General features: G+C 50.4%; 23 protein-coding genes. 8 read left to right on the top strand and 15 right to left on the bottom strand.

The annotated features are described in order from the left end of the window. Window positions 1-496: 496 nt before the first annotated feature. From nth to blr, 10 genes are all read right to left on the bottom strand, one after another. Window positions 497-1,132: an endonuclease III gene (gene nth, locus FQZ95_RS23145; protein ID WP_001030339.1), complete on the bottom strand. Its 636-nt coding sequence runs from the start codon at window positions 1,130-1,132 to the stop codon at window positions 497-499. Next, window positions 1,132-1,827 carry an electron transport complex subunit RsxE gene (rsxE, locus tag FQZ95_RS23150; protein WP_001289652.1) on the bottom strand — a complete coding sequence of 232 codons (696 nt, stop codon included), beginning with the start codon at window positions 1,825-1,827 and terminating at the stop codon, window positions 1,132-1,134. Before rsxE ends, nth begins: the two co-directional genes overlap by 1 nt. 3 nt (window positions 1,828-1,830) lie before the next feature. Further along, entirely contained in the window at window positions 1,831-2,451 is a 621-nt protein-coding gene (rsxG, locus tag FQZ95_RS23155; RefSeq protein ID WP_000920799.1) for an electron transport complex subunit RsxG, read from the bottom strand. Window positions 2,452-2,454: 3 nt separating this feature from the next. Beyond that, complete coding sequence (rsxD, locus tag FQZ95_RS23160) at window positions 2,455-3,513, bottom strand: electron transport complex subunit RsxD (RefSeq protein WP_105287955.1); 1,059 nt, start codon at window positions 3,511-3,513, stop codon at window positions 2,455-2,457. Beyond that, entirely contained in the window at window positions 3,514-5,736 is a 2,223-nt protein-coding gene (rsxC, locus tag FQZ95_RS23165) for an electron transport complex subunit RsxC (RefSeq protein ID WP_160530742.1), read from the bottom strand. Next, a complete protein-coding gene (gene rsxB / locus FQZ95_RS23170) occupies window positions 5,729-6,307 on the bottom strand; it encodes an electron transport complex subunit RsxB (protein WP_000991806.1) in 579 nt (192 codons plus the stop codon). Before rsxB ends, rsxC begins: the two co-directional genes overlap by 8 nt. Beyond that, window positions 6,307-6,888, bottom strand: coding sequence for an electron transport complex subunit RsxA (gene rsxA / locus FQZ95_RS23175; RefSeq protein ID WP_000133193.1), 582 nt, complete (start codon window positions 6,886-6,888; stop codon window positions 6,307-6,309). The genes rsxB and rsxA overlap by 1 nt, the downstream gene beginning before the upstream one ends. Window positions 6,889-6,964: 76 nt before the next feature. After that, complete coding sequence (locus FQZ95_RS23180; protein WP_001306099.1) at window positions 6,965-7,405, bottom strand: DUF2569 domain-containing protein; 441 nt, start codon at window positions 7,403-7,405, stop codon at window positions 6,965-6,967. Window positions 7,406-7,490: 85 nt separating this feature from the next. Continuing rightward, window positions 7,491-7,706: a transcription modulator YdgT gene (gene ydgT / locus FQZ95_RS23185; protein WP_000217950.1), complete on the bottom strand. Its 216-nt coding sequence runs from the start codon at window positions 7,704-7,706 to the stop codon at window positions 7,491-7,493. A gap of 272 nt (window positions 7,707-7,978) precedes the next feature. Continuing rightward, a complete protein-coding gene (gene blr, locus FQZ95_RS23190; RefSeq protein WP_024166213.1) occupies window positions 7,979-8,104 on the bottom strand; it encodes a division septum protein Blr in 126 nt (41 codons plus the stop codon). A gap of 242 nt (window positions 8,105-8,346) precedes the next feature. On the opposite strand from blr, the gene FQZ95_RS23195 reads away from it, so the two are divergent. Further along, entirely contained in the window at window positions 8,347-9,387 is a 1,041-nt protein-coding gene (locus tag FQZ95_RS23195; RefSeq protein WP_001282537.1) for an oxidoreductase, read from the top strand. A 35-nt stretch (window positions 9,388-9,422) separates the two neighbouring features. Here FQZ95_RS23195 and add read toward each other — a convergent pair whose 3' ends face one another. From add to malX, 3 genes are all read right to left on the bottom strand, one after another. Then, window positions 9,423-10,424 carry an adenosine deaminase gene (gene add / locus FQZ95_RS23200; protein WP_105276987.1) on the bottom strand — a complete coding sequence of 334 codons (1,002 nt, stop codon included), beginning with the start codon at window positions 10,422-10,424 and terminating at the stop codon, window positions 9,423-9,425. Window positions 10,425-10,527: 103 nt separating this feature from the next. After that, window positions 10,528-11,700, bottom strand: coding sequence for a bifunctional maltose regulon transcriptional repressor/cystathionine beta-lyase MalY (gene malY, locus FQZ95_RS23205; RefSeq protein ID WP_160530744.1), 1,173 nt, complete (start codon window positions 11,698-11,700; stop codon window positions 10,528-10,530). Between the two features lie 9 nt (window positions 11,701-11,709). Beyond that, window positions 11,710-13,302, bottom strand: coding sequence for a PTS maltose transporter subunit IICB (malX, locus tag FQZ95_RS23210; RefSeq protein ID WP_000125609.1), 1,593 nt, complete (start codon window positions 13,300-13,302; stop codon window positions 11,710-11,712). 174 nt (window positions 13,303-13,476) lie between these two features. On the opposite strand from malX, the gene malI reads away from it, so the two are divergent. The 6 genes from malI (at window position 13,477) to uidC (ending at window position 21,069) form a co-directional block, all read left to right on the top strand. Beyond that, on the top strand, window positions 13,477-14,505 hold the full coding sequence (malI, locus tag FQZ95_RS23215; RefSeq protein WP_000179513.1) for a mal regulon transcriptional regulator MalI: 1,029 nt from the start codon (window positions 13,477-13,479) through the stop codon (window positions 14,503-14,505). 111 nt (window positions 14,506-14,616) lie between these two features. Further along, window positions 14,617-15,384, top strand: a complete 768-nt coding sequence (hdhA, locus tag FQZ95_RS23220; RefSeq protein WP_000483362.1) for a 7-alpha-hydroxysteroid dehydrogenase — start codon at window positions 14,617-14,619, stop codon at window positions 15,382-15,384. Window positions 15,385-15,604: 220 nt separating this feature from the next. Next, window positions 15,605-16,195, top strand: a complete 591-nt coding sequence (gene uidR / locus FQZ95_RS23225; RefSeq protein WP_000969092.1) for a DNA-binding transcriptional regulator UidR — start codon at window positions 15,605-15,607, stop codon at window positions 16,193-16,195. A gap of 388 nt (window positions 16,196-16,583) precedes the next feature. Next, the gene (gene uidA / locus FQZ95_RS23230) at window positions 16,584-18,395 is read left to right on the top strand and encodes a beta-glucuronidase (protein WP_000945913.1); all 1,812 of its coding nucleotides are present in this window, start codon (window positions 16,584-16,586) and stop codon (window positions 18,393-18,395) included. Then, the gene (gene uidB / locus FQZ95_RS23235) at window positions 18,392-19,765 is read left to right on the top strand and encodes a glucuronide transporter (RefSeq protein WP_105278793.1); all 1,374 of its coding nucleotides are present in this window, start codon (window positions 18,392-18,394) and stop codon (window positions 19,763-19,765) included. Before uidA ends, uidB begins: the two co-directional genes overlap by 4 nt. A 38-nt stretch (window positions 19,766-19,803) precedes the next feature. After that, entirely contained in the window at window positions 19,804-21,069 is a 1,266-nt protein-coding gene (gene uidC / locus FQZ95_RS23240; protein ID WP_105278792.1) for a glucuronide uptake porin UidC, read from the top strand. A 44-nt stretch (window positions 21,070-21,113) separates the two neighbouring features. Here the strand turns inward: uidC and FQZ95_RS23245 are convergent, their stop codons facing one another. Both FQZ95_RS23245 and manA read right to left on the bottom strand, forming a co-directional pair. Then, window positions 21,114-22,622, bottom strand: a complete 1,509-nt coding sequence (locus tag FQZ95_RS23245) for a YdgA family protein (RefSeq protein WP_160530746.1) — start codon at window positions 22,620-22,622, stop codon at window positions 21,114-21,116. A gap of 100 nt (window positions 22,623-22,722) precedes the next feature. Next, window positions 22,723-23,898: a mannose-6-phosphate isomerase gene (gene manA / locus FQZ95_RS23250; protein ID WP_105267531.1), complete on the bottom strand. Its 1,176-nt coding sequence runs from the start codon at window positions 23,896-23,898 to the stop codon at window positions 22,723-22,725. A 198-nt stretch (window positions 23,899-24,096) separates the two neighbouring features. Here manA and fumB point away from each other — a divergent pair, with 198 nt between their 5' ends. Then, window positions 24,097-25,743 (top strand): class I fumarate hydratase, encoded by a 1,647-nt coding sequence (fumB, locus tag FQZ95_RS23255; protein WP_000066639.1) that lies wholly within the window; start codon window positions 24,097-24,099, stop codon window positions 25,741-25,743. The last annotated feature ends 58 nt before the right edge of the window (window positions 25,744-25,801 follow it).

Here is a 25,801-nt window from a genome sequence, read left to right on the forward strand (position 1 = left end):
CTTGCACTTTCAGACAAGTCCTTTGTAATAATCTGTTACATATAACTGAGGCGGGGAATTCAACCATTCCGGGAAATGTTATCCAGCGTTAAATTTTTCAAAAAACGTAACGGCAGATTTTTTCACTACCCTGAGAGGGGGATGATGGCTTAACGGCGATATGTTCTGCTATTTAGCGTTTTTCCTAGTGAGATAGTCCAGTTTCTGAAAAATAGCCAGTGTAATGTTTTGTAGGTCAATATTTGTTGCGTGTGTAAATTTAAATGATTTTAACCTAGTTCTTGCAATGTTTTTACATTGCCACAGCATCGTGATCTTGATCACGAATGAATAGAAAATTTCGCTATTAAAAAAACAATTAACCTGCGTTTTTGGTTATCCGCAAACGGATTACCTGATGATAACGCTAAGCAATGGCATCATTGACGTTAAAAAGATGTTTTAAAAGAGGATAAAGAAAGGTTATCAATGGGGTAATCGGTGTTACCCCTTTTCTTCAGATGTCAACTTTCTCTTTGTATTCACAAAGATCTTCAATAATACAAGAGCCACAGCGAGGCTTGCGGGCAATACAGGTATAACGCCCGTGCAGGATCAACCAATGGTGGCAGTCGACTTTAAACTCTGCCGGAACCACTTTCAGTAGCTTTTCTTCTACCTGTTCGACGTTTTTCCCCGGCGCAAATTGAGTACGATTACAAACGCGGAAAATGTGCGTGTCGACAGCAATAGTCGGCCAGCCGAATGCAGTGTTTAATACGACGTTGGCTGTTTTACGACCTACACCAGGCAGGGCTTCAAGCGCAGCACGATCTTCCGGAACCTCGCCATTATGCTGTTCCAGTAAGATACGGCAGGTTTTGATGATATTTTCTGCTTTGCTGTTATAAAGCCCAATGGTTTTGATATAGGTTTTCACCCCTTCGACGCCCAGTTCAAGCATCGCTGCAGGCGTATTCGCTACCGGGTAGAGTTTCGCCGTCGCCTTATTAACACTGACATCGGTCGCCTGAGCGGAAAGCAGTACGGCAATCAGCAATTCAAAAGGCGAACTGAAATTAAGCTCGGTGGTGGGATGAGGATTGTTCTCACGCAGGCGAGTGAGGATCTCCAGGCGTTTTGCTTTGTTCATCAGACATTCCCTGTTTCACCGTTTGGCAATGCACGTTCGGCAGCTGCTTCAGCACGGCGCTTTTTCATTCTTTCATCAATCAGGTATTTCCCTGCCAGCATCAGTCCCAGGCCAATAAATGCACCTGGTGGCAGCATTGCCAGCAGGAAAGGGGAGTCGGTGTGGAAAATCTCCACGCGTAATACTTTGGCCCAGCTACCTAACAGCGCATCTGCACCGTCAAACAACGTGCCATTGCCGATAATTTCGCGTAGTGAACCCAGCACGAACATGGCGCAGGTTGCGCCCATACCAATTGAAAAGCCGTCCAGTGCCGAAAGCGCCGGACCTTTTTTTGCGGCGAAGGCTTCAGCGCGGCCCACAACGATACAGTTAGTGACAATCAGCGGAATAAAAATCCCTAACGATTGATACAGACCAAAGGCGTAGGCGTTGATCAGCATCTGTACAGCGCTGACCACCGAGGCGATGATCATCACGTAAATGGGAATGCGGATCTCGGCTGGCGTCCAGTGACGCAGCGTCGAAATGGTCAAGTTGGTCAGCGTCAGTACCAGCGTAGTCGCAAGTCCTAAACCCAGAGCGTTAGTGGCAGTGGACGTGACCGCCAATAGCGGACAGAGGCCGAGCAGCTGGACCAGCGCAGAGTTGTTTTTCCACAACCCCTGAACAATAACGTCTTTAATTTCGCTCACGCTTTATTCTCCACAGGCAGGAAGTTGAGAAAGTTGTGACGGTAACGTCTGAGCGTACAATCCGGCGCGTTTTACCGCATTAACCACCGCGCGGGGAGTAATCGTAGCGCCGGTGAACTGGTCGAAATCACCACCATCTTTCTTCACCGCCCAGTGCGCATCATCCGCACCACTGATTTTTTTACCCGCAAAATGGGTGATCCAGTCAGAAAGGCGCAGTTCGATTTTATCGCCAAGCCCTGGCGTTTCGTGGTGCTCTGTCACGCGCGTGCCAAGTACCGTGCCGTTAAAATCGGCTCCCACCAGCAGCTGAATCGCACCGGAATAGCCATCTGGCGCGGTTGTTTCCAGAACGGCGGCTACCGGCTTGTCATCCTGTTTGGCGATGTAAACCCGATGCTCACCTTTACCTAACTCTGGCGCAGTTACCAGATAGCAACTCTGTGCCAGCGCATTGTTATAGCGTTCGGCTGGCAGCACCTGATCAAATAACGCCTTTTGTTGCAGACTGGCCTGTTCAGCAATCGTCGTTTTGGTCATCTGGTTGATGGCCGCAGTTAACCCTGTTGAACCCGCTGCAAATAGCGCCAACGTAATGCCGTGTTTTCGGATAGTTTTCAGCATGGTTTACCCTTTGCGATGGCCGTAGACGCGCGGACGCGTGTAGTAATCGATCAGAGGAACCGTGATGTTCGCCAGCAGGACGGCAAAAGCCACGCCGTCAGGATAGCCGCCGAAACTGCGGATCAACCAGACTAATAAACCCGCCAGCGCGCCGAAAATAAGACGACCACGATTGGTCGTAGAAGCAGTAACCGGGTCAGTCAAAATAAAGAATGCGCCGAGCATGGTCGCTCCAGACAGCAGATGAATTTGCGGTGCTGCCAATGTTTCTGGTGAGAACAACCAGCCCAACGTTGCGCATAACGCCAGCGTTACTAAGAAGCTGAGGGGAATATGCCAGCGAATCGCTTTCTGCCATAGCAACCACACGCCGCCAGCCAGCCAGGCGAGATTTACCCATTGCCAACCAGCGCCCGCCAGAATACCGCTGTAGATCGGATATTGCATAATCTGTTCAACCGAATGACCGGCACGCACAGAGGTTTTAAATGTATCCAGCGGTGTCGCCTGACTAATGCCATCAATACCTAAGCGTAGTGTGTTCATATCATTGCCACTGGTGGTATGACCGCTGAAAATAACCTGTATGGCGTCGATAAAACCAGGGATGTTGACCGCAATGTCATGCGGCGGTAACCAGCTGGTCATCTGCACCGGGAAGGAGATCAGTAAGACCACATAACCAATCATTGCCGGATTAAACGGGTTTTGCCCCAGACCGCCATACAACTGTTTAGCGATGATCACCGCAAACACCGTACCCAGTACGACCATCCACCATGGCGCGAGGGGGGGAATACTTACCGCCAGCAATAAGCCTGTCAGCAATGCTGAGTTATCTTTCAACGTTGCGGCTACCGACTGCTTGCGTAGTTTGAGTACGAGAGCTTCGGCTAACAGAGCACTGACCGACGCCAACAGGATCTGAACGAGAGTACCCCAACCAAAAAACCACAGTTGCGCTGCGATTCCTGGCACGGCTGCGAGCAACACCAACAGCATAATGCGCGATGTTTGGCGCTGGTTATGGGTATAAGGGGAGCTAGCTATTCTGAATACCATTTAGTCCTCGTTTACAACCTTTTGCTGGGCGGCTTTTTTGGCCTGAACGCGGGCAATAGCCGCGGCAACTGCCGCTTTGCGCGGATCAACCTGTTCTTCTGGTACCGCATTAGCCTGTTGCTGTTCCCGCTTGCGTGCTTTGGCGCGTGCAATAGCCGCGGCAACGGCAGCTTTGCGTGGATCGACCTGTTCTTCTGGTTCTTCGTTAGCCTGTTGCTGTTCCAGCTTGCGTGCTTTGGCGCGGGCAATAGCCGCTTCAACGGCGGCTTTGCGCGGGTCAACCTGCTCTTCTGGTTCTGCGTTAACCTGTTGCTGTTCCAGCTTGCGTGCTTTGGCGCGGGCAATAGCCGCTTCAACGGCGGCTTTGCGCGGGTCAACCTGTTCTTCTGGTTCTGCGTTAGCCTGTTGCTGTTCCAGCTTGCGTGCTTTCGCACGGGCAATAGCCGCTTCAACGGCGGCTTTGCGTGGATCGATCTGTTCTTCTGGCTCCGCATTAGCCTGTTGCTGCTCCAGCTTGCGCGCTTTGGCGCGGGCGATAGCGGCTTCAACTGCGGTTTTACGTGGATCAGCAACGGTTGCTGCGTCGTTAGTTTGCTGCAGTTCTGCCTGTTTCGCTCTGGCTTGCGCTTTACGGGCTTCCCGTGCTGCAATAATTGCGCTGTTATCCGGGCGTTCGCCCGCTTTAATCACAATAGGCTGTGTAGCCTGGGCCTGTTTCTCTTTCACCCGCGCCAGAGCGGCAGCAATCGCATCTTTATCTTTGGCTGCAGGTTGAACGGCTGCGCTCTTATGTCGTTCAAGGCGAGCCGCTTTTTCGCGCTCCAGACGAGCCTGGCGCGCTTCGAAACGCGCTTTGGCTTCTGCGGCGCGCTTTTCTTCCTGACGAATAGCCGCAATTTCAGCTTTTTCCTGACGGAAATATTGCACCAGGGGAATATTGCTCGGGCAAACCCACGCGCAAGCCCCACATTCAATGCAGTCGGCAATGTTATGCGAGGTGGCTTTATCGTGTTGCTGACCTTTGCTGAACCAGTACAACTGTTGCGGCAAAAGATCCGCAGGGCAGGCGTCAGCACAGGCACTACAACGGATGCAATTTTGTTCTTCCTGTGGTTCGCCAAGCTCATTGGCAGAGGGAGCCAACAGACAGTTGGTAATCTTTACGACCGGGACATCCAGCCATGGCAAGGTAAAGCCCATTAGCGGGCCGCCCATAATCACCATTTGATCGGCAGAGGGGCAGAATCCGGCATCATTCAATAAATGACGCACTGGCGTACCCAGCCGTGCCCAGACGTTGCCCGGGCGTGCGATTGCTTCGCCAGTCAGGGTCACGACACGCTCAGTAATCGGTTCGCCATCGATAACGGCACGTTTCACTGCATAAGCAGTGCCGACGTTTTGCATTAATACGCCGATATCGGATGAACGCCCGCCATGTGGAACCTGCTTCCCGGTTAGAATGTAGGTTAATTGTTTAGCACCGCCAGAAGGATATTTGGTTGGAATCACCCGCAGAGAAATATCGTGAGAGTCCGCCAGCACCGCGCGCAGCATGGAAATCGCCTGCGGTTTGTTATCTTCAATGCCGATAAGAATTTCGCGTGGCTGCAGAATATGCGCAAGAATGCGAATACCCTCTACGACCTGAGCCGCGCAATCCTGCATCAAACGGTCATCGGCGGTAATGTACGGCTCGCACTCAGCAGCGTTGATAATCAACGTTTCAATCTTATCTCCGCCGCCCTGCAATTTAACGCCTGTCGGGAATCCCGCACCACCCAGCCCGGCAACACCAAACTGATGAATGCGCTCGATTAACTCTTCGCGACTGCGAGAGCGATAATCGTCCCAGCCGTCGCGCGGGATCCAGCAGTCTTCGCCATCGGCATCAATAATCACGCTTAATTCAGCTAAAGCTGAAGGATGAGCCGTAGAGTGGGGCGCAATAGCCGTAACGGTACCCGAGGTGGGCGCGTGAACTGGCAGCATTTTGCCGCGTCCACGGGTAAGCGGCTGGCCGCGCAGTACTTTATCGCCGACGCTAACGCACAACTCACCTTCAGCGCCAATATGTTGTTTCAGTGGTATGACAAAACGCTGCGCCAGTGGTACCTGGCGCAGGGGCGTACCGTTGGACTGGGTTTTCATCTCCGGTGGATGGATGCCGCCGTTGAAATCCCAGATTTTATTTTTTCTGAATGCAGAGAATAACTTAAGCATGGTGTTCCACGGGAATGATACGCACGGGAATGGTGTTCAGATCCCATTTCCAGGAGTCAGGTGTTTCTGCAACCGGTTGCAACGAGATGCAGTGCGTCGGGCACGGGTCAACACATAAATTGCAGCCCGTACAGAGATCACTCATTACCGTATGCATGGCGCGGGTAGCACCAACGATGGCGTCTACCGGACACGCCTGAATACATTTAGTGCAGCCAATACAGTTATTTTCATCAATAAACGCCACCATCCGCGCAGGCGTTAGCTCTTGCGCTTCGCCATCCAGCGGCTGTGGCTCGACATTAAGCAACTCAGCAATTTTTAGCATCACAGCTTCGCCACCTGGGGCGCAGCGGTTAATTTTTTCACCGTTACAGCTGATGGCTTCCGCGTAGGGGCGACAGCCGGGATAACCGCATTGACCACACTGGCTCTGCGGTAAGATTTCGTCAATTTTCTCAACGACCGGATCGTCTTCCACCGCAAAACGGCGGGAGGCATAACCCAGAATGGCGCCAAACGCCAGGCCCAGCAGGCTCACGGCGGCAACGGCAATCCAGATAGCATTCATTACAACTTCACCAAACCACTAAAGCCCATAAAGGCCAGAGACATAAGACCTGCGGTAATTAACGCAATGGCATTACCGCGAAAAGGTGCCGGGACATCAGCCACAGCAAGGCGTTCGCGGATGGCGGCGAAGAGCACCATCACCAGCGAGAAACCGACAGCGGCGGAAAAACCGTACAGCGCCGACTGCAAGAAATTGTGCCCGAGATTGATATTCAGCAACGCCACGCCGAGCACTGCACAGTTGGTGGTGATAAGCGGCAAAAAAATCCCCAGCAGACGGTAAAGCACCGGGCTGGTTTTGCGCACCACCATCTCGGTGAACTGCACAACCACAGCAATCACCAGAATAAACGCCAGGGTGCGCAGGTAAATCAGATTAAGCGGGATCAAAATCCACGTATCGATAAGCCAGGCGCAAATAGACGCCAGCGTCATCACAAACGTTGTAGCCAGCCCCATGCCCATCGCGGTTTCCAGCTTTTTGGAAACCCCCATAAACGGACAGAGGCCGAGAAACTTGACCAGTACAAAGTTATTGACCAGTACAGTTCCGACAAACAGTAACAGGTAGTCAGTCATTTTTCGGCCTGAAATAAAAAAGCCGCCTATTATCCGTTAATCCAGAGCAGGCGACAACAGGTTAACTGTAAGGTTATTACGGATTCACAAACGTCGCTTTCACCCGCGACGAGCGTTTAAAATAGGGGACGATCAATGCGGTTGCCAACAAAGTAAACAGTAACTGGCGAACAGCTATGCCATCTTCCACGGGTGAAAAAGCGAACGCTTTTACTGCCAGCAATACGGAAATAAGCAGCCAGATAATATAGTGTTTAGGAACACAACGCCGACGTTTAAAGAAAGCGATGGTCAACCACAGTGTGTAATACCACATGGCGATAGCGGTAATAAAAGAAACGCCCCATAAGATTTGTGTCGTCAGTGCTTGTTCGCCGAGCGTTTGAAATGTTTGCGGAGAAGATAACGCAGCGGTATACAGCAACAACGCCAGCGTCGTACTTAACAGAGCGACTAAAAGCCAGGCCAATGGGCCAAGCAACCAGCCTCCAATACGTTGTGGCGTTGTGGTGGTCATAGGTTCTCCAGAATAGCGACGCAAACAGGCAAATCTAATTTTAGGGGCGTTATTATAAGGCTTTTATAACCGATCGCTACTTTCTTTATTGGACATAGTGCCAGACGGACTTCGGTACCTGGCCGAGGTCAAACAAACGCCCGCCAGAAACCAGCTCTGCGCGACGGTGATCGGCAGCACGATACATATTGATCAGTTCCTGATCGTCCGTCAGGGTGTAATTAAGATGGTCGTAGAGTTTTTCCAGACTTTCGAGTGAACTGATTTTGCGAAATTTTAATAAGTAGTCCTGAACAGTCATAAAAGGTCCATAAAATAATTAATACCAAAGGGGTAGGTATTATTAGTGATGATAAAATTTCACCAAAAGTGAACGTTTGTATTATTACAATAATAAGAATGCGCTGATGGTAAATATTCAGGGATGAAAAACTGCTCTGAAAAGAGTAACGCGCTTTACTATCCCTGACAATCACCAACAACATCGAACAAGATAATAAATTCCTGGTTTAATATCCGACAAGTTAAAACATGCACCCGGTCGGGCAGCATGTCGCTCTACAAGAGTAGAGCTTACTTGTGTTGTACCGTAGCACTCTGTTCAGGTGGCTGATAGTTGTCAATGTGACTCGCCACGCCAAGAAGAATGACTGAAACGACAAGAACGATCCAACCTGTTAATTCAATAAGACGATTCATTACAGCCCACATCTCTGTTGATTGATCCATTAACTTCAGGGGGTAAATGTTACTTAGCAATAATAGCTCCAGCAAGATTTTTACTGAGGTTTTTGCGATATTTAGCTTTTGTCGTTGGAAAATTCGCTATTTTTTTGACTTAAGTTAAACAACATCCCTTATTGCTGGCAGGTTATTAAACTGTTGAGCGAGGGTAAAGGATAGTGTCAAATAGCCATCATACTTCAATGAGAGGCAATGACATGAGCGACAACATCCGTGTTGGGTTGATTGGGTATGGTTATGCGAGCAAAACCTTCCATGCGCCCCTGATTGCGGGCACGCCCGGGCTGGAACTGGCGGTAATCTCCAGCAGCGATGAAACAAAAGTAAAAGCCGACTGGCCAACGGTTACGGTTGTCTCTGAGCCGAAGCATCTGTTTAACGATCCCAACATAGACCTGATTGTCATCCCTACACCCAACGATACCCATTTCCCGTTAGCCAAAGCGGCGCTTGAGGCGGGTAAACATGTGGTCGTTGATAAACCCTTTACCGTGACACTGTCACAAGCGCGAGAGCTGGAAGCGCTGGCAAAAAGCCTGGGGCGTGTGCTGTCTGTATTCCATAACCGTCGCTGGGATAGCGATTTCCTGACGCTAAAAGGTTTGCTCGCGGAAGGCGTACTGGGTGAAGTTGCTTACTTTGAGTCTCATTTTGACCGCTTCCGTCCGCAGGTGCGCGATCGTTGGCGTGAACAGGGCGGCCCTGGCAGCGGTATCTGGTACGATTTAGCACCGCACCTTCTTGATCAGGCCATTACGCTATTTGGTTTACCGGTTAGCATGACGGTAGATTTGGCACAGTTACGGCCCGGAGCGCAGTCGACTGATTATTTCCACGCCATCTTGTCCTATCCGCAGCGGCGAGTCATTTTACACGGCACCATGCTGGCAGCCGCTGAGTCAGCACGTTATATCGTGCATGGATCCCGAGGCAGTTATGTGAAATATGGCCTCGATCCACAGGAAGAACGTCTGAAAAATGGCGAGCGTCTGCCGCAGGAAGACTGGGGCTACGATATGCGTGATGGCGTACTTACCCGCGTGGAAGGTGAGGAACGTGTCGAAGAAACGCTGTTGACGGTGCCGGGGAATTATCCGGCTTACTATGCGGCTATTCGTGATGCGTTAAATGGCGATGGTGAAAATCCGGTTCCGGCAAGTCAGGCAATCCAGGTAATGGAGTTGATTGAGCTGGGCATCGAATCCGCCAAACATCGCGCGACGCTGTGCCTTGCGTGAAAAGAGGATGGTGCAATTAGCACCATCCATTTTTGTTACTTCGCGGCGACTTTTTCTCGCAGTGCGCGTTTTTCCTTTGCGCTGAGGAAAGCCATTTCCAGACCATTAATCTGTGCCTGGCGGATTTGCTCGCGGGATAACCCAGCAGCTGGCGCGGCAACGGTATATTCGTGAATGATATCCACTCCCTGTACGCCGGGATCGTCAGTGTTAATGCTGGCACGAATGCCATGCTCAAGGAACGTTTTCAGCGGATGTGCAGCCAGATCCGCCACGGTGCTGGTCTGAATATTGGAGGTCAGACAGGATTCAATACCAATTTGTTGCTCGGCGAGAAAATCCATCAGCGCCCGATCTTCAATGGCTTTTACGCCATGTCCAATACGTTCCGCCCCCAGTTCACGAATCGCCTGCCAGATGCTTTCCGGCCCGGCAGCTTCGCCTGCATGGACGGTAATATGCCAGCCCGCATCACGCGCGCGGTTGAAGTGAGAAAGGAACAGACTTCCCGGGAAACCAAGTTCATCACCGGCTAAATCAAGTGCGGTAATCTGGTCACGGTGGGCTAAAAAGGCCTCCAGTTCTTGCTGACAGGCGGCTTCACCGAAGGTCCGGCTCATAATGCCGATAAGCTTCGCCTGCACACCAAAGGTGCGGCAACCTTCACGTACGCCATCGATCACCGCTTCGACAACACCCGCTACAGGCAGCTGATGTGCCATTGCCATGTAGCCCGGTGAAAAACGCAGCTCGACATAGTGCAGGCCGTTACGGGCTGCATCTTCAATGTTTTCAAATGCCACGCGGCGGCAAGCATCAAGAGAGGCGAGAACTTTAACGCCCCAGTCAAGTTTGGTCAGAAAGCTCACAAGATCGGGTTCGTTGGCAATGACCTGAACGTGGGGAATCAGTGTTTCCAGGGATTGTGCAGGAAGCGAGATATTATACTGGCGGCCAAGTTCAAGAATGGTCTGGGGACGAATGTTGCCATCAAGGTGGCGATGGATATCAGTTAATGGCAGGGTGGTATCAATCATGGTCGCACTCTTTTTCTGGATATAAAAGTGCGCACCATTATAAAAACAAAGCAGGGTAAAAATCCACGATTGCGCAACGATTTTTTAGGTTGCGCAATTGGGGTTAACGAACAGCGCGGATGGCGTTAATTAATCCAGCAACACCTTTTTCCAGTTTCGAACGCGGGCAGCCGGCATTGAGACGGACAAAACCACGACCTTCTTCACCGTAGGTATACCCCGGCATGATCGCGACCTTCTCTTGCTCGATAAGCGCTTTTTGCAACGCGTTGTCGTCAATATTCAATGGACGTAGATCAAGCCAGGCCAGATAAGTGGATTGCGGGATCTGCCAATTGAGTTCAGGGAACGCGGCGTTCATTTTATCTGCAATATACGTCAGGTTATCTTTCAGATAGACGCGTAAGGCATCCAGCCACGGTGCGCCTTGCTGATAGGCGGCGATATGAGCAGTTAACGCCAGTACCGAAGGGGAAGAAAGCCCATCACGTCCTTTCAGTGCCGATAAATAGGCATCGCGGCTACTGCTATTTTCTATAATCCCGTAAGCACCGGTCAGGGCGGGAATATTGAAACTTTTTGATCCCGACGTTAGCAACGCCCAGTCTCCGCGCGCCACATTACTCCAGGGAATATGCGGCTGCTCGCCCCAAACCATATCCATATGGATTTCATCGGAGATAACCCGCACACCATGACGCTCGCACAGGTCAGCCATGATCTCCAGCTCATCGCACGTCCACACTTTCCCGGTAGGATTCTGTGGGCTACACAGAAGCATAATTTTACATTCTGGTTTCGCCAGCACGGCTTCCAGCTTGCCCATATCGCAAAACCAGCCGTCAGCCTGCTTCTCTAAAGCAACGGGCATTACTGTGCGCTGGTTACCTTCAATGACCTTATAAAATGCGTCATAGGCGGGTGTGTGGATCACCACGCCTTCACCTTTTTCAGACCACTGACGAATCAGTTCTGAAACCATATAGATAACAGAAGGGCCATACACCACCGACTGCGTATCAATTGCGGTGTAATGCTGGGTGGAAAACCAGTGGGCAATAGCCGCGAGAAACTCATCGTTTTTCCAGCGGCTGTAGCCAAACACGCCGTGCATCAGGCGCTGATTTAGCGCCTCGATAATGCAGGGGGCAGTGGCAAAATCCATGTCTGAAATCGTGAACGGTAACAGGTCAGCAGTGCCGAAACGGTCAGCGACATAATCCCACTGCGTACACCATGTGCCATGACGATCCACGACCTTTGAAAAATCGAACATATCTTATCCTTATGCCTGAACAGTATGCATCAGACCGGCCATTTCATCTTTTACTGACTGAACTTGTGGCCCGATAACAACCTGCAGGTTATGTTGATTAAGTTGTACTACGCCAATTGCCCGATTGTCCTTCAGTGCCTGCACATTAACAAGCGACATATCTTTCACAGACAAACGCAGACGGGTAATGCAGTTATCGAGGCTGACAATATTGTCGGCACCGCCTAAGGCTTCGAGGATTGCCGGAACGTTGTAACCTGATTTACCCGGCGCACCGGCAACGGCTTTTTCGATTGAGCTGGCAACTTCGCTATCGCGCCCCGGGGTTTTCAGATTGAAGCGGGTGATAGCGAAACGGAAGATGACGTAGTAAACGACAAACCAGATTGCCGCCACCACTGGCACCATGTACCACTTGGTTGACAGACCATGCAAAATACCGAACACCACGAAGTCGATGATATTGCCGTCGGTATTACCGATGGTGACGCCGAGCACAGACATGACGGTGAAGCCGAGGCCGGTTAACAGCGCGTGGATGACATACAGAACTGGCGCTACGAACAGGAACAGGAATTCCAGCGGTTCGGTCGTGCCGCCAACGACACAGGCGATCAGGCCAGAAATCAGCAGCCCTTTAATTTTATGGCGATTTTCCGGGCGCGCGCAGTGATACATAGCTAACGCTGCACCTGGCAGACCGCCGAGAAACGCAGGCATTTTGCCTTGCGAAAGGAAACGCGTGGCGCTTTCAGAAAAACCGTGAGTGGTCGGGCAACTCAATTGCGCCTGGAAGATGGTCAGTGCGCCGCTGACGGTTTGACCGCAGACTTCCTGCGTGCCGCCTGCGTCGGTAAAGCGAATTAATGCCACCAGAATGTGATGAAGACCAAACGGCAACAGCAGACGTTCACCGGTACCAAACAGCATCGGTCCGAAATCACCCGCGCTGTTTATCATATGGCCCAAGCCGCTAATACCCATGGCGAAAATCGGCCAGACTAACGGAATCACCAGACCGACAAGGCCCATCACCAGCGAGGAGATGATTGGCACGAAGCGCGTACCGCCGAAGAATGCCAGCGCATCCGGCAGGCGGATATTATGGAAACGCTCATGGAGCATCCAGACGATAATACCGGCGATCACCGCACCGAGGATCCCTGTATCGATCGACTGGATCCCAAGAATGCTCTGGATGTTATTGGCTTTCAGAACTGCGGCGTCTGTGGTTGGCAGAATGCCTTTATTGGTCAACCAGAAGTTTACCGCGAGGTTCATTACCGCATAACCGACGAAGCCAGCGAATGCCGCTACACCTTTGTTTTCGCGTGCCAGGCCCAGCGGGATGGCGATACAGAACATGACTGGCAGGAAACTAAAAGCAAACGAGCCAATCTTACTCATCCAGGTAAAGATAGCCTGCAACACGGGGTTGCCCAGGACCGGGATCAGGGTGATGACATCGTGGCTACTAAGGGAACTACCAATGCCGAGCATAATGCCGCAGAACGACAATAATGCCACGGGTAGCATGAAGGTTTTGCCTAACTGCTGGAAGAACTCCCACAGCGTGACTTTCGGTGCTGTTTTCGCCGTCATAAAACGACTCCTCGTAGAGAACAATCTGGATTCAGTAAATTGCGCGAGAAGATAAAACGTTTTATCAAATTTTAGTGAGGCACAAATCACATTACGCAACGATAATAGCGGGTATAAGATAAATAAAAGGTAAAACGTTTTATCTGTCACATAATCAGGGAGTAGGTCATCTGCATGGCTACCGCCAAAAAAATAACCATTCATGATGTTGCGCTGGCTGCGGGCGTGTCGGTAAGTACCGTTTCGCTGGTGCTAAGTGGCAAAGGGCGAATCTCTACCGCCACAGGAGAACGCGTTAACGCCGCCATTGAAGAGCTGGGATTTGTGCGCAACCGTCAGGCGTCGGCGCTGCGCGGCGGGCAAAGCGGCGTCATTGGTTTGATCGTCCGTGATTTATCTGCGCCGTTTTACGCCGAATTAACGGCCGGATTGACGGAAGCTCTGGAAGCGCAGGGACGGATGGTTTTTTTGCTTCACGGCGGTAAAGACGGCGAGCAGCTGGCACAACGGTTTTCACTGTTACTGAATCAGGGGGTCGATGGTGTGGTAATTGCCGGGGCTGCAGGAAGCAGCGATGACCTGCGACGGATGGCAGAAGAAAAAGCTATCCCGGTGATTTTCGCTTCCCGTGCCAGTTATCTTGATGACGTTGATACGGTTCGCCCGGACAACATGCAGGCTGCACAGTTGTTGACGGAGCATCTCATTCGCAATGGGCATCAGCGTATCGCCTGGCTGGGAGGGCAAAGTTCCTCATTAACCCGGGCAGAACGGGTGGGGGGCTATTGTGCGACTCTACTAAAATTTGGCCTGCCGTTTCACAGCGATTGGGTGCTGGAGTGCACTTCCAGCCAGAAGCAAGCCGCGGAAGCTATCACGGCGCTTTTACGTCATAACCCGACCATCAGCGCCGTGGTTTGCTATAACGAAACTATTGCGATGGGGGCATGGTTTGGTTTGCTGAAAGCAGGGAGGCAAAGCGGGGAAAGCGGAGTCGATCGTTACTTTGAGCAACAGGTTTCGTTGGCGGCATTTACCGATGCAACGCCAACCACACTTGATGATATACCCGTTACCTGGGCCAGCACGCCAGCGCGGGAACTTGGTACCACACTTGCGGATCGCATGATGCAAAAAATCACCCATGAAGAGACGCATTCACGCAATCTTATTATTCCCGCCCGGCTCATTGCGGCGAAATAATCCTCTCTTTATCTGCTATACCTGGTAGTGTCCTTTCCTCAAGGTTAATGATAAAAAATGTGGCACACAGGCGGTGCCTTTTATTTTTACTGAAGTTCACAGGAGGTTTATGTGTTTAATTCTGACAACCTGAGACTCGACGGAAAATGCGCCATCATTACAGGTGCGGGTGCAGGTATTGGTAAAGAAATCGCCATTACATTCGCGACAGCTGGCGCATCTGTGGTGGTCAGTGATATTAACGCCGATGCAGCTAATCATGTTGTAGATGAAATTCAACAACTGGGTGGTCAGGCATTTGCCTGCCGCTGCGATATTACTTCCGAACAGGAACTCTCTGCACTGGCAGACTTTGCCGTCAGTAAGCTGGGTAAAGTTGATATCCTGGTTAACAACGCCGGTGGCGGTGGTCCTAAACCGTTTGATATGCCAATGGCAGATTTTCGCCGCGCTTATGAACTGAATGTATTTTCTTTTTTCCATCTGTCACAACTTGTTGCGCCAGAAATGGAAAAAAATGGCGGTGGCGTTATTCTGACCATTACTTCTATGGCGGCAGAAAATAAAAATATCAACATGACCTCCTATGCATCATCTAAAGCTGCGGCCAGTCATCTGGTCAGAAATATGGCGTTTGACCTGGGTGAAAAAAATATTCGGGTGAATGGCATTGCGCCGGGGGCAATATTAACCGATGCCCTGAAATCAGTTATTACACCAGAAATTGAACAAAAAATGTTACAGCACACGCCGATCAGACGTCTGGGCCAACCGCAAGATATTGCTAACGCGGCGCTATTCCTTTGCTCGCCTGCAGCCAGCTGGGTAAGCGGACAAATTCTCACCGTCTCCGGTGGTGGGGTACAGGAGCTCAATTAATACACTAACGGACCGGTAAACAACCGTCCGTGTTGTTTACCGGGATAAACTCATCAACGTCTCTGCTAAACAACTGGCAACCAAATCACGGATATTGGTTAACCAATTTACGAGTGAAAAGTATACGAATAGAGTGTGCCTTCGCACTATTCAACAGCAATGATAGGCGCTCACCTGACAACGCGGTAAACTAGTTATTCACGCTAACTATAATGGTTTAATGATGGATAACATGCAGACTGAAGCACAACCGACACGGACCCGGATCCTCAATGCTGCCAGAGAGATTTTTTCAGAAAATGGATTTCACAGTGCCTCGATGAAAGCCATCTGTAAATCTTGCGCCATTAGTCCCGGGACGCTCTATCACCATTTCATCTCCAAAGAAGCCTTGATTCAGGCGATTATCTTACAGGACCAGGAGAGGGCGCTGGCCCGTTTCCGGGAACCGATTGAAGGGATTCATTTCGTTGACTACATGGTCGAGTCTATTGTCTCTCTCACCCATGAGGCCTTTGGGCAACGGGCGCTGGTGGTCGAAATTATGGCGGAAGGGATGCGTAACCCACAGGTCGCCGCCATGCTTAAAAATAAGCATATGACGATCACGGAATTTGTTGCCCAGCGGATGCGTGATGCCCAGCAAAAAGGCGAGATAAGCCCAGACATCAACACGGCAATGACTTCACGTTTACTGCTGGATCTGACCTACGGTGTACTGGCCGATATCGAAGCGGAAGATCTGGCGCGTGAAGCGTCGTTTGCTCAGGGATTACGCGCGATGATTGGCGGTATCTTAACCGCATCCTGATTCTCTCTCTTTCCGCGGGCTGGTGACAACTGAGCCCGCGTTTCATATCGTAATTTCTCTGTGCAAAAATTATCCTTCCCGGGTTCGGAGAATTCCCCCCAAAATATTCGTCGTAGCCATATGTCATGAGAGTTTATCGTTTTTAAGATACTCGAACGAACGTTCGATTGCTTATTTTATGGCTTCTGTCAACGCTGTTTTAAAGATTAATGCGATCTATATCACGCTGTGGGTATTGCAGTTTTTGGTTTTTTGATCGCGGTGTCAGTTCTTTTTATTTCCATTTCTCTTCCATGGGTTTCTCACAGATAACTGTGTGCAACACAGAATTGGTTAACTAATCAGATTAAAGGTTGACCAGTATTTTTATCTTAATGAGGAGTCCCTTATGTTACGTCCTGTAGAAACCCCAACCCGTGAAATCAAAAAACTCGACGGCCTGTGGGCATTCAGTCTGGATCGCGAAAACTGTGGAATTGATCAGCGTTGGTGGGAAAGCGCGTTACAAGAAAGCCGGGCAATTGCTGTGCCGGGCAGTTTTAACGATCAGTTCGCCGATGCAGATATTCGTAATTATGTGGGCAACGTCTGGTATCAGCGCGAAGTCTTTATACCGAAAGGTTGGGCGGGCCAGCGTATTGTACTGCGTTTCGATGCGGTCACTCATTACGGCAAAGTGTGGGTAAATAATCAGGAAGTGATGGAGCATCAGGGCGGCTATACGCCATTTGAAGCCGATGTCACGCCGTATGTTATTGCCGGGAAAAGTGTACGTATCACTGTTTGTGTGAACAACGAACTGAACTGGCAGACTATCCCGCCGGGAATGGTGATTACCGACGAAAACGGCAAGAAAAAGCAGTCTTACTTTCATGATTTCTTTAACTACGCCGGGATCCATCGCAGCGTAATGCTCTACACCACGCCGAATACCTGGGTGGACGATATCACCGTGGTGACGCATGTCGCGCAAGACTGTAACCACGCGTCTGTTGACTGGCAGGTGGTGGCAAATGGTGATGTCAGCGTTGAACTGCGTGATGCGGATCAACAGGTGGTTGCAACTGGACAAGGCACCAGCGGGACTTTGCAAGTGGTGAATCCGCACCTCTGGCAACCGGGTGAAGGTTATCTCTATGAACTGTGCGTCACAGCCAAAAGCCAGACAGAGTGTGATATCTACCCGCTGCGCGTCGGCATCCGGTCAGTGGCAGTGAAGGGCGAGCAGTTCCTGATTAACCACAAACCGTTCTATTTTACTGGCTTTGGTCGTCATGAAGATGCGGATTTGCGTGGCAAAGGATTCGATAACGTGCTGATGGTGCACGATCACGCATTAATGGACTGGATTGGGGCCAACTCCTACCGTACCTCGCATTACCCTTACGCTGAAGAGATGCTCGACTGGGCAGATGAACATGGCATCGTGGTGATTGATGAAACTGCAGCTGTAGGCTTTAACCTCTCTTTAGGCATTGGTTTCGAAGCGGGCAACAAGCCGAAAGAACTGTACAGCGAAGAGGCAGTCAACGGAGAAACCCAGCAGGCGCACTTACAGGCGATTAAAGAGCTGATTGCGCGTGACAAAAACCACCCAAGCGTGGTGATGTGGAGTATTGCCAACGAACCGGATACCCGTCCGCAAGGTGCACGGGAATATTTCGCGCCACTGGCGGAAGCAACGCGTAAACTCGACCCGACGCGTCCGATCACCTGCGTCAATGTAATGTTCTGCGACGCTCACACCGATACCATCAGCGATCTCTTTGATGTGCTGTGTCTGAACCGTTATTACGGTTGGTATGTCCAAAGCGGCGATTTGGAAACGGCAGAGAAGGTACTGGAAAAAGAACTGCTGGCCTGGCAGGAGAAACTGCATCAGCCGATTATCATCACCGAATACGGCGTGGATACGTTAGCCGGGCTGCACTCAATGTACACCGACATGTGGAGTGAAGAGTATCAGTGTGCATGGCTGGATATGTATCACCGCGTCTTTGATCGAGTCAGCGCCGTCGTCGGTGAACAGGTATGGAATTTCGCCGATTTTGCGACCTCACAAGGCATATTGCGCGTTGGCGGTAACAAGAAAGGGATCTTCACCCGCGACCGCAAACCGAAGTCGGCGGCTTTTCTGCTGCAAAAACGCTGGACTGGCATGAACTTCGGTGAAAAACCGCAGCAGGGAGGCAAACAATGAATCAACAACTCTCCTGGCGCACCATCGTCGGCTACAGCCTCGGTGACGTCGCCAATAACTTCGCCTTCGCAATGGGGGCGCTCTTCCTGTTGAGTTACTACACCGACGTCGCTGGCGTCGGTGCCGCTGCGGCGGGCACCATGCTGTTACTGGTGCGGGTATTCGATGCCTTCGCCGACGTCTTTGCCGGACGAGTGGTGGACAGTGTGAATACCCGCTGGGGAAAATTCCGCCCGTTTTTACTCTTCGGTACTGCGCCGTTAATGATCTTCAGTGTGCTGGTATTCTGGGTGCCGACCGACTGGAGCCATAGCAGCAAAGTAGTGTATGCATATTTGACCTACATGGGCCTCGGGCTTTGCTACAGCCTGGTGAATATCCCTTATGGTTCACTTGCTACCGCGATGACCCAACAACCACAATCCCGCGCCCGTCTGGGCGCGGCTCGCGGGATTGCCGCTTCATTGACCTTTGTCTGTCTGGCATTTCTGATAGGACCGAGCATTAAGAACTCCAGTCCGGAAGAGATGGTGTCGGTATACCATTTCTGGACGATTGTGCTGGCGATTGCCGGAATGGTGCTTTACTTCATCTGCTTCAAATCGACGCGTGAGAATGTGGTACGTATCGTGGCGCAGCCGTCATTGAAGATCAGTCTGCAAACCCTGAAACGGAATCGCCCGCTGTTTATGTTGTGCATCGGTGCGCTGTGTGTGCTGATTTCGACCTTCGCGGTCAGCGCCTCGTCGTTGTTCTACGTGCGCTATGTGTTAAATGATACCGGGCTGTTCACTGTGCTGGTACTGGTGCAAAACCTGGTCGGTACTGTGGCATCGGCACCGCTGGTGCCGGGGATGGTCGCGAGGATCGGTAAAAAGAATACCTTCCTGATTGGCGCTTTGCTGGGAACCTGCGGTTATCTGCTGTTCTTCTGGGTTTCGGTCTGGTCACTGCCGGTGGCGTTGGTTGCGTTGGCCATCGCTTCAATTGGTCAGGGCGTTACCATGACCGTGATGTGGGCACTGGAAGCTGATACTGTAGAATACGGTGAATACCTGACCGGCGTGCGAATAGAAGGGCTCACCTATTCACTATTCTCATTTACCCGTAAATGCGGTCAGGCAATCGGAGGTTCAATTCCTGCCTTTATTTTGGGATTAAGCGGATATATTGCCAATCAGGTGCAAACGCCGGAAGTTATTATGGGCATCCGCACATCAATTGCCTTAGTACCTTGCGGATTTATGCTGCTGGCATTCGTCATTATCTGGTTTTATCCTCTCACGGATAAAAAATTCAAAGAAATCGTGGTTGAAATTGATAATCGTAAAAAAATGCAGCAGCAATTAATCACCGATATCACTAATTAATATTCAATAAAAATAATCAGAACATCAAAGGTGCAACTATGAGAAAAATAGTGGCCATGGCCGTTATTTGCCTGACGGCTGCCTCTGGCCTTACCTCTGCTTACGCGGCGCAACTGGCTGACGATGAAGCGGGACTACGCATCAGACTGAAAAACGAATTGCGCAGGGCGGATAAGCCCAGTGCTGGCGCGGGAAGAGATATTTACGCATGGGTACAGGGAGGATTGCTCGATTTCAATAGTGGTTATTATTCCAATATTATTGGCGTTGAAGGCGGGGCGTATTATGTTTATAAATTAGGTGCTCGTGCTGATATGAGTACCCGGTGGTATCTTGATGGTGATAAAAGTTTTGGCTTTGCCCTGGGTGCAGTAAAAATAAAACCCAGTGAAAATAGCCTGCTTAAATTAGGTCGCTTCGGGACGGATTATAGTTATGGTAGCTTACCTTATCGTATTCCGTTAATTGCTGGCAGTTCGCAACGTACATTACCGACAGTTTCTGAAGGAGCATTAGGTTACTGGGCTTTAACGCCAAATATTGATCTGTGGGGAATGTGGCGGTCACGAGTATTTTTATGGACCGATTCAACAACCGGTATTCGTGATGAAGGGGTTTATAACAGCCAGACGGGAAAATACGATAAACATCGCGCACGTTCTTTTTTAGCCGCCAGTTGGCATGATGATACCAGTCGCTATTCTCTGGGGGCATCGGTACAGAAAGATGTTTCCAATCAGATACAAAGTATTCTCGAGAAAAGCATACCGCTCGACCCGAATTATACGTTGAAAGGGGAGTTGCTCGGCTTTTACGCGCAACTCGAAGGTTTAAGTCGTAATACCAGCCAGCCCAATGAAACGGCGTTGGTTAGTGGACAATTGACCTGGAATGCGCCGTGGGGAAGCGTATTTGGCAGTGGTGGTTATTTGCGCCATGCAATGAATGGTGCCGTGGTGGACACCGACATTGGCTATCCCTTTTCATTAAGTCTTGATCGTAACCGTGAAGGAATGCAGTCCTGGCAATTGGGCGTCAATTATCGTTTAACTCCGCAATTTACGCTGACATTTGCACCGATTGTGACTCGCGGCTATGAATCCAGTAAACGAGATGTGCGGATTGAAGGCGCGGGTATCTTAGGTGGTATGAACTATCGGGTCAGCGAAGGGCCGTTACAAGGGATGAATTTCTTTCTTGCTGCCGATAAAGGGCGGGAAAAGCGAGATGGCAGTACACTGGGCGATCGCCTGAATTACTGGGATGTGAAAATGAGTATTCAGTATGACTTTATGCTGAAGTAAGAAAAAACGCCGGAGAGAAAAATCTCCGGCATTTTGGCTGTGAATTACTGCTGCGGAATAGCGGGTACAGCCGGAACGTTTAATGCCGGCATCGCAAACATGCCAACAAAATCTTCCAGTGGCATTTTCTGCCCGTTTAACGTGATCTGACCGTTAGCATATTGCAGGCTGGTGGTGATGGTATTGTCCTGCAAGGTGGTCAGACGGAACATCTGCCCCATTGCTGATGCACCTTCAACTTGCTGTTTCGCCAGTTTTTTCGCTTGATCTTCCTGATAACCTTCCAGCTTCGCTACCTGAGTCATCAACTCAGTTGCCATACCCACCGGAATGGTTAGTTTCGCATCCAGAGATTTAACCGAGCGGTCTACTTCCTGTGCCAGCGTTTGCGGCGCTTCTTTTGTCGTTGCCGGATCTTTCAGGAACAGCGACAGATTCAACGCACTTTCACCCTGACTGTTTTTCCAGCTTAACGGCGCGATAGTAATCACCGGATCGCCTTTCAACATCAGCGGCAGGGCGCTAAAGAAGGCTTCCGTCACTTTCTCCTGATAAAGTTCGGGATTGTTGGCAATCTCTGGCTGTGCCAGAAGCGCCTGAGTTTGCGCGTTATATTGCTGACTAAACTGATGCCAGGCTTCGCCATCAATCTGGCCGACTTTTAAAGTCAGCTTGCCGCTGCCCAGATCCTGATTCTGTACCTTCAGGCTGTTTAGCGAGTAATCCAGTTGGCTATTGATCGTTTTACCGTCATTGACCAGATCCGATTTACCGCTGATCTCCATGCCTTCCAGCAGTGCCAGTTCTTTGCCTTCCACTGAAATGGTCATTTTCTCCAGCGACAGTTTTTGGTTTCCTACGCGCTCACCAAAACTTGCCAGCGTGCTGGAACCGTCGGTTTTCAGATTATTAAAGGTCAACTGCACTTTCTGGTTGTATTCGTTAACCGCGTCTATCCGACCACTTTGCGCCTCCCCTGAAAGGGAGATAGTTTTACCGTCTCTGTCAGCATTTAACTGGAACTCGCCGCCGCTAAAGGCGACTTTTTCATCCTTTTGCTCGTAATTCAGTGGCTTGAGCGAAATATCGGAACTGGAATCACCGCTATAACCAATGCGGGAGTTAATCTCAAAAGGCGTTTCACCCTTTGCCATATCAAACAGTGGCTTGCTTACTTCGTTATTGACCAGCGTGGTTTGAATTGATGCCATAGACGGGATCAGGTTCAGTTTTTTAATCTGGGCAAAGGGGAAGGGGCCATGATCAACTGATTCGTTGAAGATGACGCTCTGACCACTTTTAATCCACGGATTTTCTTTTCCGGCAACGGGTTTCACCAACAGCTGCAACTGGCTGCTGAATACGCCGCGATGATAGTTTTGATAACTTACTTCCAGGTTGGATTCAGGAGCTGTCAGTTTGAGTTGCGCGTTCGCCTGCGCGACCATGTCTTCGAGATGGGTTTCTATCTTCTTGCCTGTATACCATGCGCCGCCTGTCCAGACTACGCCTAGCGCAACAATGACGCCTACCGCTACCAGCGATTTATTCATAATGATTATCCATAAAATGAAATCAGGCGGACTGGCCGCCTGAAGGTGTTATAAGCCTTTAATAAGCTTAGCAAGAGATGTTAATTTTTCCAGTAAGCTCTTACAGCTTGTTGTAAACACGCGCTAAACGGCCGTGGCCTTTGACAGTCACCGGTGATTCGTTGGCGGCAATAAACGCTGATTCACCCGGTTTAAGCTGTAACTGCTGAGAACCTTTACACAGCGTTGCATCGCCTTCGACGCAGAACAAAATGGCGGCACTCTGCTGGCTGATGGTGGTTTCTTTATCACTAAGGTCATGCAACGAGAAGGCAAAATCATCCACAGGAATCGGGAAATCCAGTTCTGCACCTTGTTTCACCGGCTGGGTCAACAACTGGTTAGCCGGTTTGGCTTCGAACTTCACGTTGGCAACCAGTTCCGGAATATCAATGTATTTAGGCGTCAGACCTGCACGCAGCACGTTATCGGAGTTCGCCATCACTTCCAGCGCCACGCCTTGCAGGTAAGCGTGCGGTGTTTCAGCGAACAGGAACATCGCTTCGCCAGGATTCAATTTCACCACATTCAGCAACAGCGGGGAGAACAGACCGCTGTCTTCCGGGTAAAATTCAGAAATTAAACGAATCGTTTGCCATGGTTCACCCTGCTGGCTGTCGAGGGCCGATTTTAAAATCGCCAGCGCGCGGGATTTTTCTTCACCCTGCATATTCAACAGGCTGGCGAACAGTTCGCTTAAACGTTCGGCATCAGGCTGTTGTAAAAAGTGAGCAATCGCCGGATGTGCACCTGCGACTGGCTGGAGTAGGGAGACAATCTCGGAAAACTCACGAAACGCGTTCATCGCAAGGAAAGGCGTCAGCGCAAAAACCAGCTCCGGCTTGTGGTTAGGATCTTTATAGTTACGCTCGGCGGCATCCAACGGAATACCTGCGGCATTTTCTTTGGCAAAACCGATTTCAGAATTGCGTTTGTTTGGATGAACCTGAATGGAGAGCGGCTGTGCTGCGCATAATACTTTGAACAGGAAAGGCAGTTCGCCAAAGCGTTTGGCAACGGCCTCTCCGAGCAGAGTCGATTTATCACTCTCAATCACATCACGCAGTGAAACGATATCTCCGGCGGCATTCTGCACCCGTGAACTGCTTTTCGGATGTGCGCCCATCCACAGCTCGGCCATCGGCTGGCTGGACGGATTTTCCATACCATAAAGTTCAGTCAACGCCGTTTTGCTGCCCCAGGCATAGTTTTGCACTGAGTTAATGAGTTTTTGCATGATCAATCCCTGTTTAAATGTGGAAATTAATCCCGCTATTAAAGCAAGAATCCTACGGGAAGTAACCTGGAGCAGCAAAAAGTCGTACTAGTCTCAGTTTTTGTTAAAAAAGTGTGTAGGATATTGTTACTCGCTTTTAACAGGGCAACGGAACACCCGCCCAGAGCATAACCAAACCAGGCAGTAAGTGAGAGAACAATGTCAAACAAACCCTTTCATTATCAGGCTCCTTTTCCACTCAAAAAAGATGATACTGAGTATTACCTGCTAACCAGCGAACACGTTAGCGTATCTGAATTTGAAGGGCAGGAGATTTTGAAAGTCGCACCCGAAGCGTTAACTTTGTTGGCGCGTCAAGCGTTTCATGATGCGTCATTTATGCTGCGTCCGGCTCACCAACAACAGGTGGCCGACATTCTGCGTGACCCGGAAGCCAGCGAAAATGATAAATATGTGGCGCTGCAATTCCTGCGTAACTCCGACATCGCGGCAAAAGGCGTTCTGCCAACCTGTCAGGATACCGGCACCGCGATTATTGTTGGTAAAAAAGGGCAGCGTGTATGGACCGGTGGCGGTGATGAAGCAGCGCTGGCGCGCGGTGTCTATAACACTTATATCGAGGATAATCTGCGCTACTCGCAAAACGCGCCGCTGGATATGTATAAAGAGGTGAATACCGGCACTAACTTACCAGCGCAGATCGATCTTTATGCCGTTGATGGTGACGAGTACAAATTCCTCTGTATCGCCAAAGGTGGCGGTTCGGCAAACAAGACGTATCTCTATCAGGAAACCAAAGCGTTACTGACGCCGGGAAAACTGAAAAATTACCTGGTTGAGAAGATGCGCACGCTGGGTACGGCGGCCTGTCCTCCCTATCATATTGCGTTCGTTATTGGTGGAACTTCTGCAGAAACGAATCTTAAAACGGTGAAACTGGCTTCCGCTAAATACTATGATGAACTGCCAACGGAAGGGAATGAGCACGGTCAGGCGTTCCGCGATGTGGAACTTGAAAAAGAATTGCTGATCGAAGCGCAAAATCTTGGTCTGGGTGCGCAGTTTGGTGGTAAATACTTCGCTCACGACATCCGCGTGATTCGCCTGCCACGTCACGGCGCATCCTGCCCGGTCGGTATGGGCGTCTCCTGTTCTGCTGACCGTAATATCAAAGCGAAGATCAACCGTCAGGGGATCTGGATCGAAAAACTGGAACATAATCCAGGCAAATATATCCCGGAAGAGCTGCGCAAAGCGGGAGAAGGCGAAGCGGTGCGCGTTGACCTTAACCGTCCGATGAAAGAGATCCTCGCACAGTTGTCGCAGTATCCCGTTTCTACACGCTTATCGCTGAATGGCACGATTATCGTCGGTCGTGATATTGCTCACGCCAAACTGAAAGAGCGGATGGATAACGGTGAAGGGCTGCCGCAGTACATCAAAGATCATCCGATTTACTATGCGGGTCCGGCCAAAACGCCGGAAGGTTATGCCTCCGGTTCTCTTGGCCCAACGACCGCCGGACGGATGGATTCTTATGTCGATCAACTGCAAGCGCAGGGCGGCAGTATGATCATGCTGGCGAAAGGCAACCGCAGCCAGCAGGTGACGGATGCCTGTAAAAAACACGGCGGTTTCTACCTCGGTAGTATCGGTGGTCCGGCAGCAGTATTGGCGCAGGGAAGTATTAAGAGCCTGGAATGTGTTGAATATCCGGAACTGGGAATGGAAGCCATCTGGAAAATTGAAGTAGAAGATTTCCCGGCGTTTATCCTTGTGGATGATAAAGGAAATGACTTCTTCCAGCAGATACAACTCACACAGTGCACCCGCTGTGTGAAATAAACAGAGCCGCCCTTCGGGGCGGTTTTTTTACATGGCACGAAAGACCAAACATTTGTTA

Origin of the sequence: Escherichia sp. HH41S (genome assembly GCF_009820115.1) — a bacterium.
Taxonomy (GTDB): Bacteria; Pseudomonadota; Gammaproteobacteria; order Enterobacterales; family Enterobacteriaceae; genus Escherichia; species Escherichia coli_F.

What these genes read in the sequence shown, in the direction of transcription:
- ydgT (WP_000217950.1), bottom strand. Translation starts at nt 7,706, where the DNA reads ATGACTGTTCAGGACTACTTATTAAAATTTCGCAAAATCAGTTCACTC.
- add (WP_105276987.1), bottom strand. Translation starts at nt 10,424, where the DNA reads ATGATTGATACCACCCTGCCATTAACTGATATCCATCGCCACCTTGAT.
- uidC (WP_105278792.1), top strand. Translation starts at nt 19,804, where the DNA reads ATGAGAAAAATAGTGGCCATGGCCGTTATTTGCCTGACGGCTGCCTCT.
- FQZ95_RS23245 (WP_160530746.1), bottom strand. Translation starts at nt 22,622, where the DNA reads ATGAATAAATCGCTGGTAGCGGTAGGCGTCATTGTTGCGCTAGGCGTA.
- rsxD (WP_105287955.1), bottom strand. Translation starts at nt 3,513, where the DNA reads ATGGTATTCAGAATAGCTAGCTCCCCTTATACCCATAACCAGCGCCAA.
- uidA (WP_000945913.1), top strand. Translation starts at nt 16,584, where the DNA reads ATGTTACGTCCTGTAGAAACCCCAACCCGTGAAATCAAAAAACTCGAC.
- rsxB (WP_000991806.1), bottom strand. Translation starts at nt 6,307, where the DNA reads ATGAATGCTATCTGGATTGCCGTTGCCGCCGTGAGCCTGCTGGGCCTG.
- malX (WP_000125609.1), bottom strand. Translation starts at nt 13,302, where the DNA reads ATGACGGCGAAAACAGCACCGAAAGTCACGCTGTGGGAGTTCTTCCAG.
- blr (WP_024166213.1), bottom strand. Translation starts at nt 8,104, where the DNA reads ATGAATCGTCTTATTGAATTAACAGGTTGGATCGTTCTTGTCGTTTCA.
- rsxA (WP_000133193.1), bottom strand. Translation starts at nt 6,888, where the DNA reads ATGACTGACTACCTGTTACTGTTTGTCGGAACTGTACTGGTCAATAAC.
- malY (WP_160530744.1), bottom strand. Translation starts at nt 11,700, where the DNA reads ATGTTCGATTTTTCAAAGGTCGTGGATCGTCATGGCACATGGTGTACG.
- malI (WP_000179513.1), top strand. Translation starts at nt 13,477, where the DNA reads ATGGCTACCGCCAAAAAAATAACCATTCATGATGTTGCGCTGGCTGCG.
- FQZ95_RS23195 (WP_001282537.1), top strand. Translation starts at nt 8,347, where the DNA reads ATGAGCGACAACATCCGTGTTGGGTTGATTGGGTATGGTTATGCGAGC.
- FQZ95_RS23180 (WP_001306099.1), bottom strand. Translation starts at nt 7,405, where the DNA reads ATGACCACCACAACGCCACAACGTATTGGAGGCTGGTTGCTTGGCCCA.
- rsxC (WP_160530742.1), bottom strand. Translation starts at nt 5,736, where the DNA reads ATGCTTAAGTTATTCTCTGCATTCAGAAAAAATAAAATCTGGGATTTC.
- manA (WP_105267531.1), bottom strand. Translation starts at nt 23,898, where the DNA reads ATGCAAAAACTCATTAACTCAGTGCAAAACTATGCCTGGGGCAGCAAA.
- rsxG (WP_000920799.1), bottom strand. Translation starts at nt 2,451, where the DNA reads ATGCTGAAAACTATCCGAAAACACGGCATTACGTTGGCGCTATTTGCA.
- nth (WP_001030339.1), bottom strand. Translation starts at nt 1,132, where the DNA reads ATGAACAAAGCAAAACGCCTGGAGATCCTCACTCGCCTGCGTGAGAAC.
- fumB (WP_000066639.1), top strand. Translation starts at nt 24,097, where the DNA reads ATGTCAAACAAACCCTTTCATTATCAGGCTCCTTTTCCACTCAAAAAA.
- uidB (WP_105278793.1), top strand. Translation starts at nt 18,392, where the DNA reads ATGAATCAACAACTCTCCTGGCGCACCATCGTCGGCTACAGCCTCGGT.
- uidR (WP_000969092.1), top strand. Translation starts at nt 15,605, where the DNA reads ATGATGGATAACATGCAGACTGAAGCACAACCGACACGGACCCGGATC.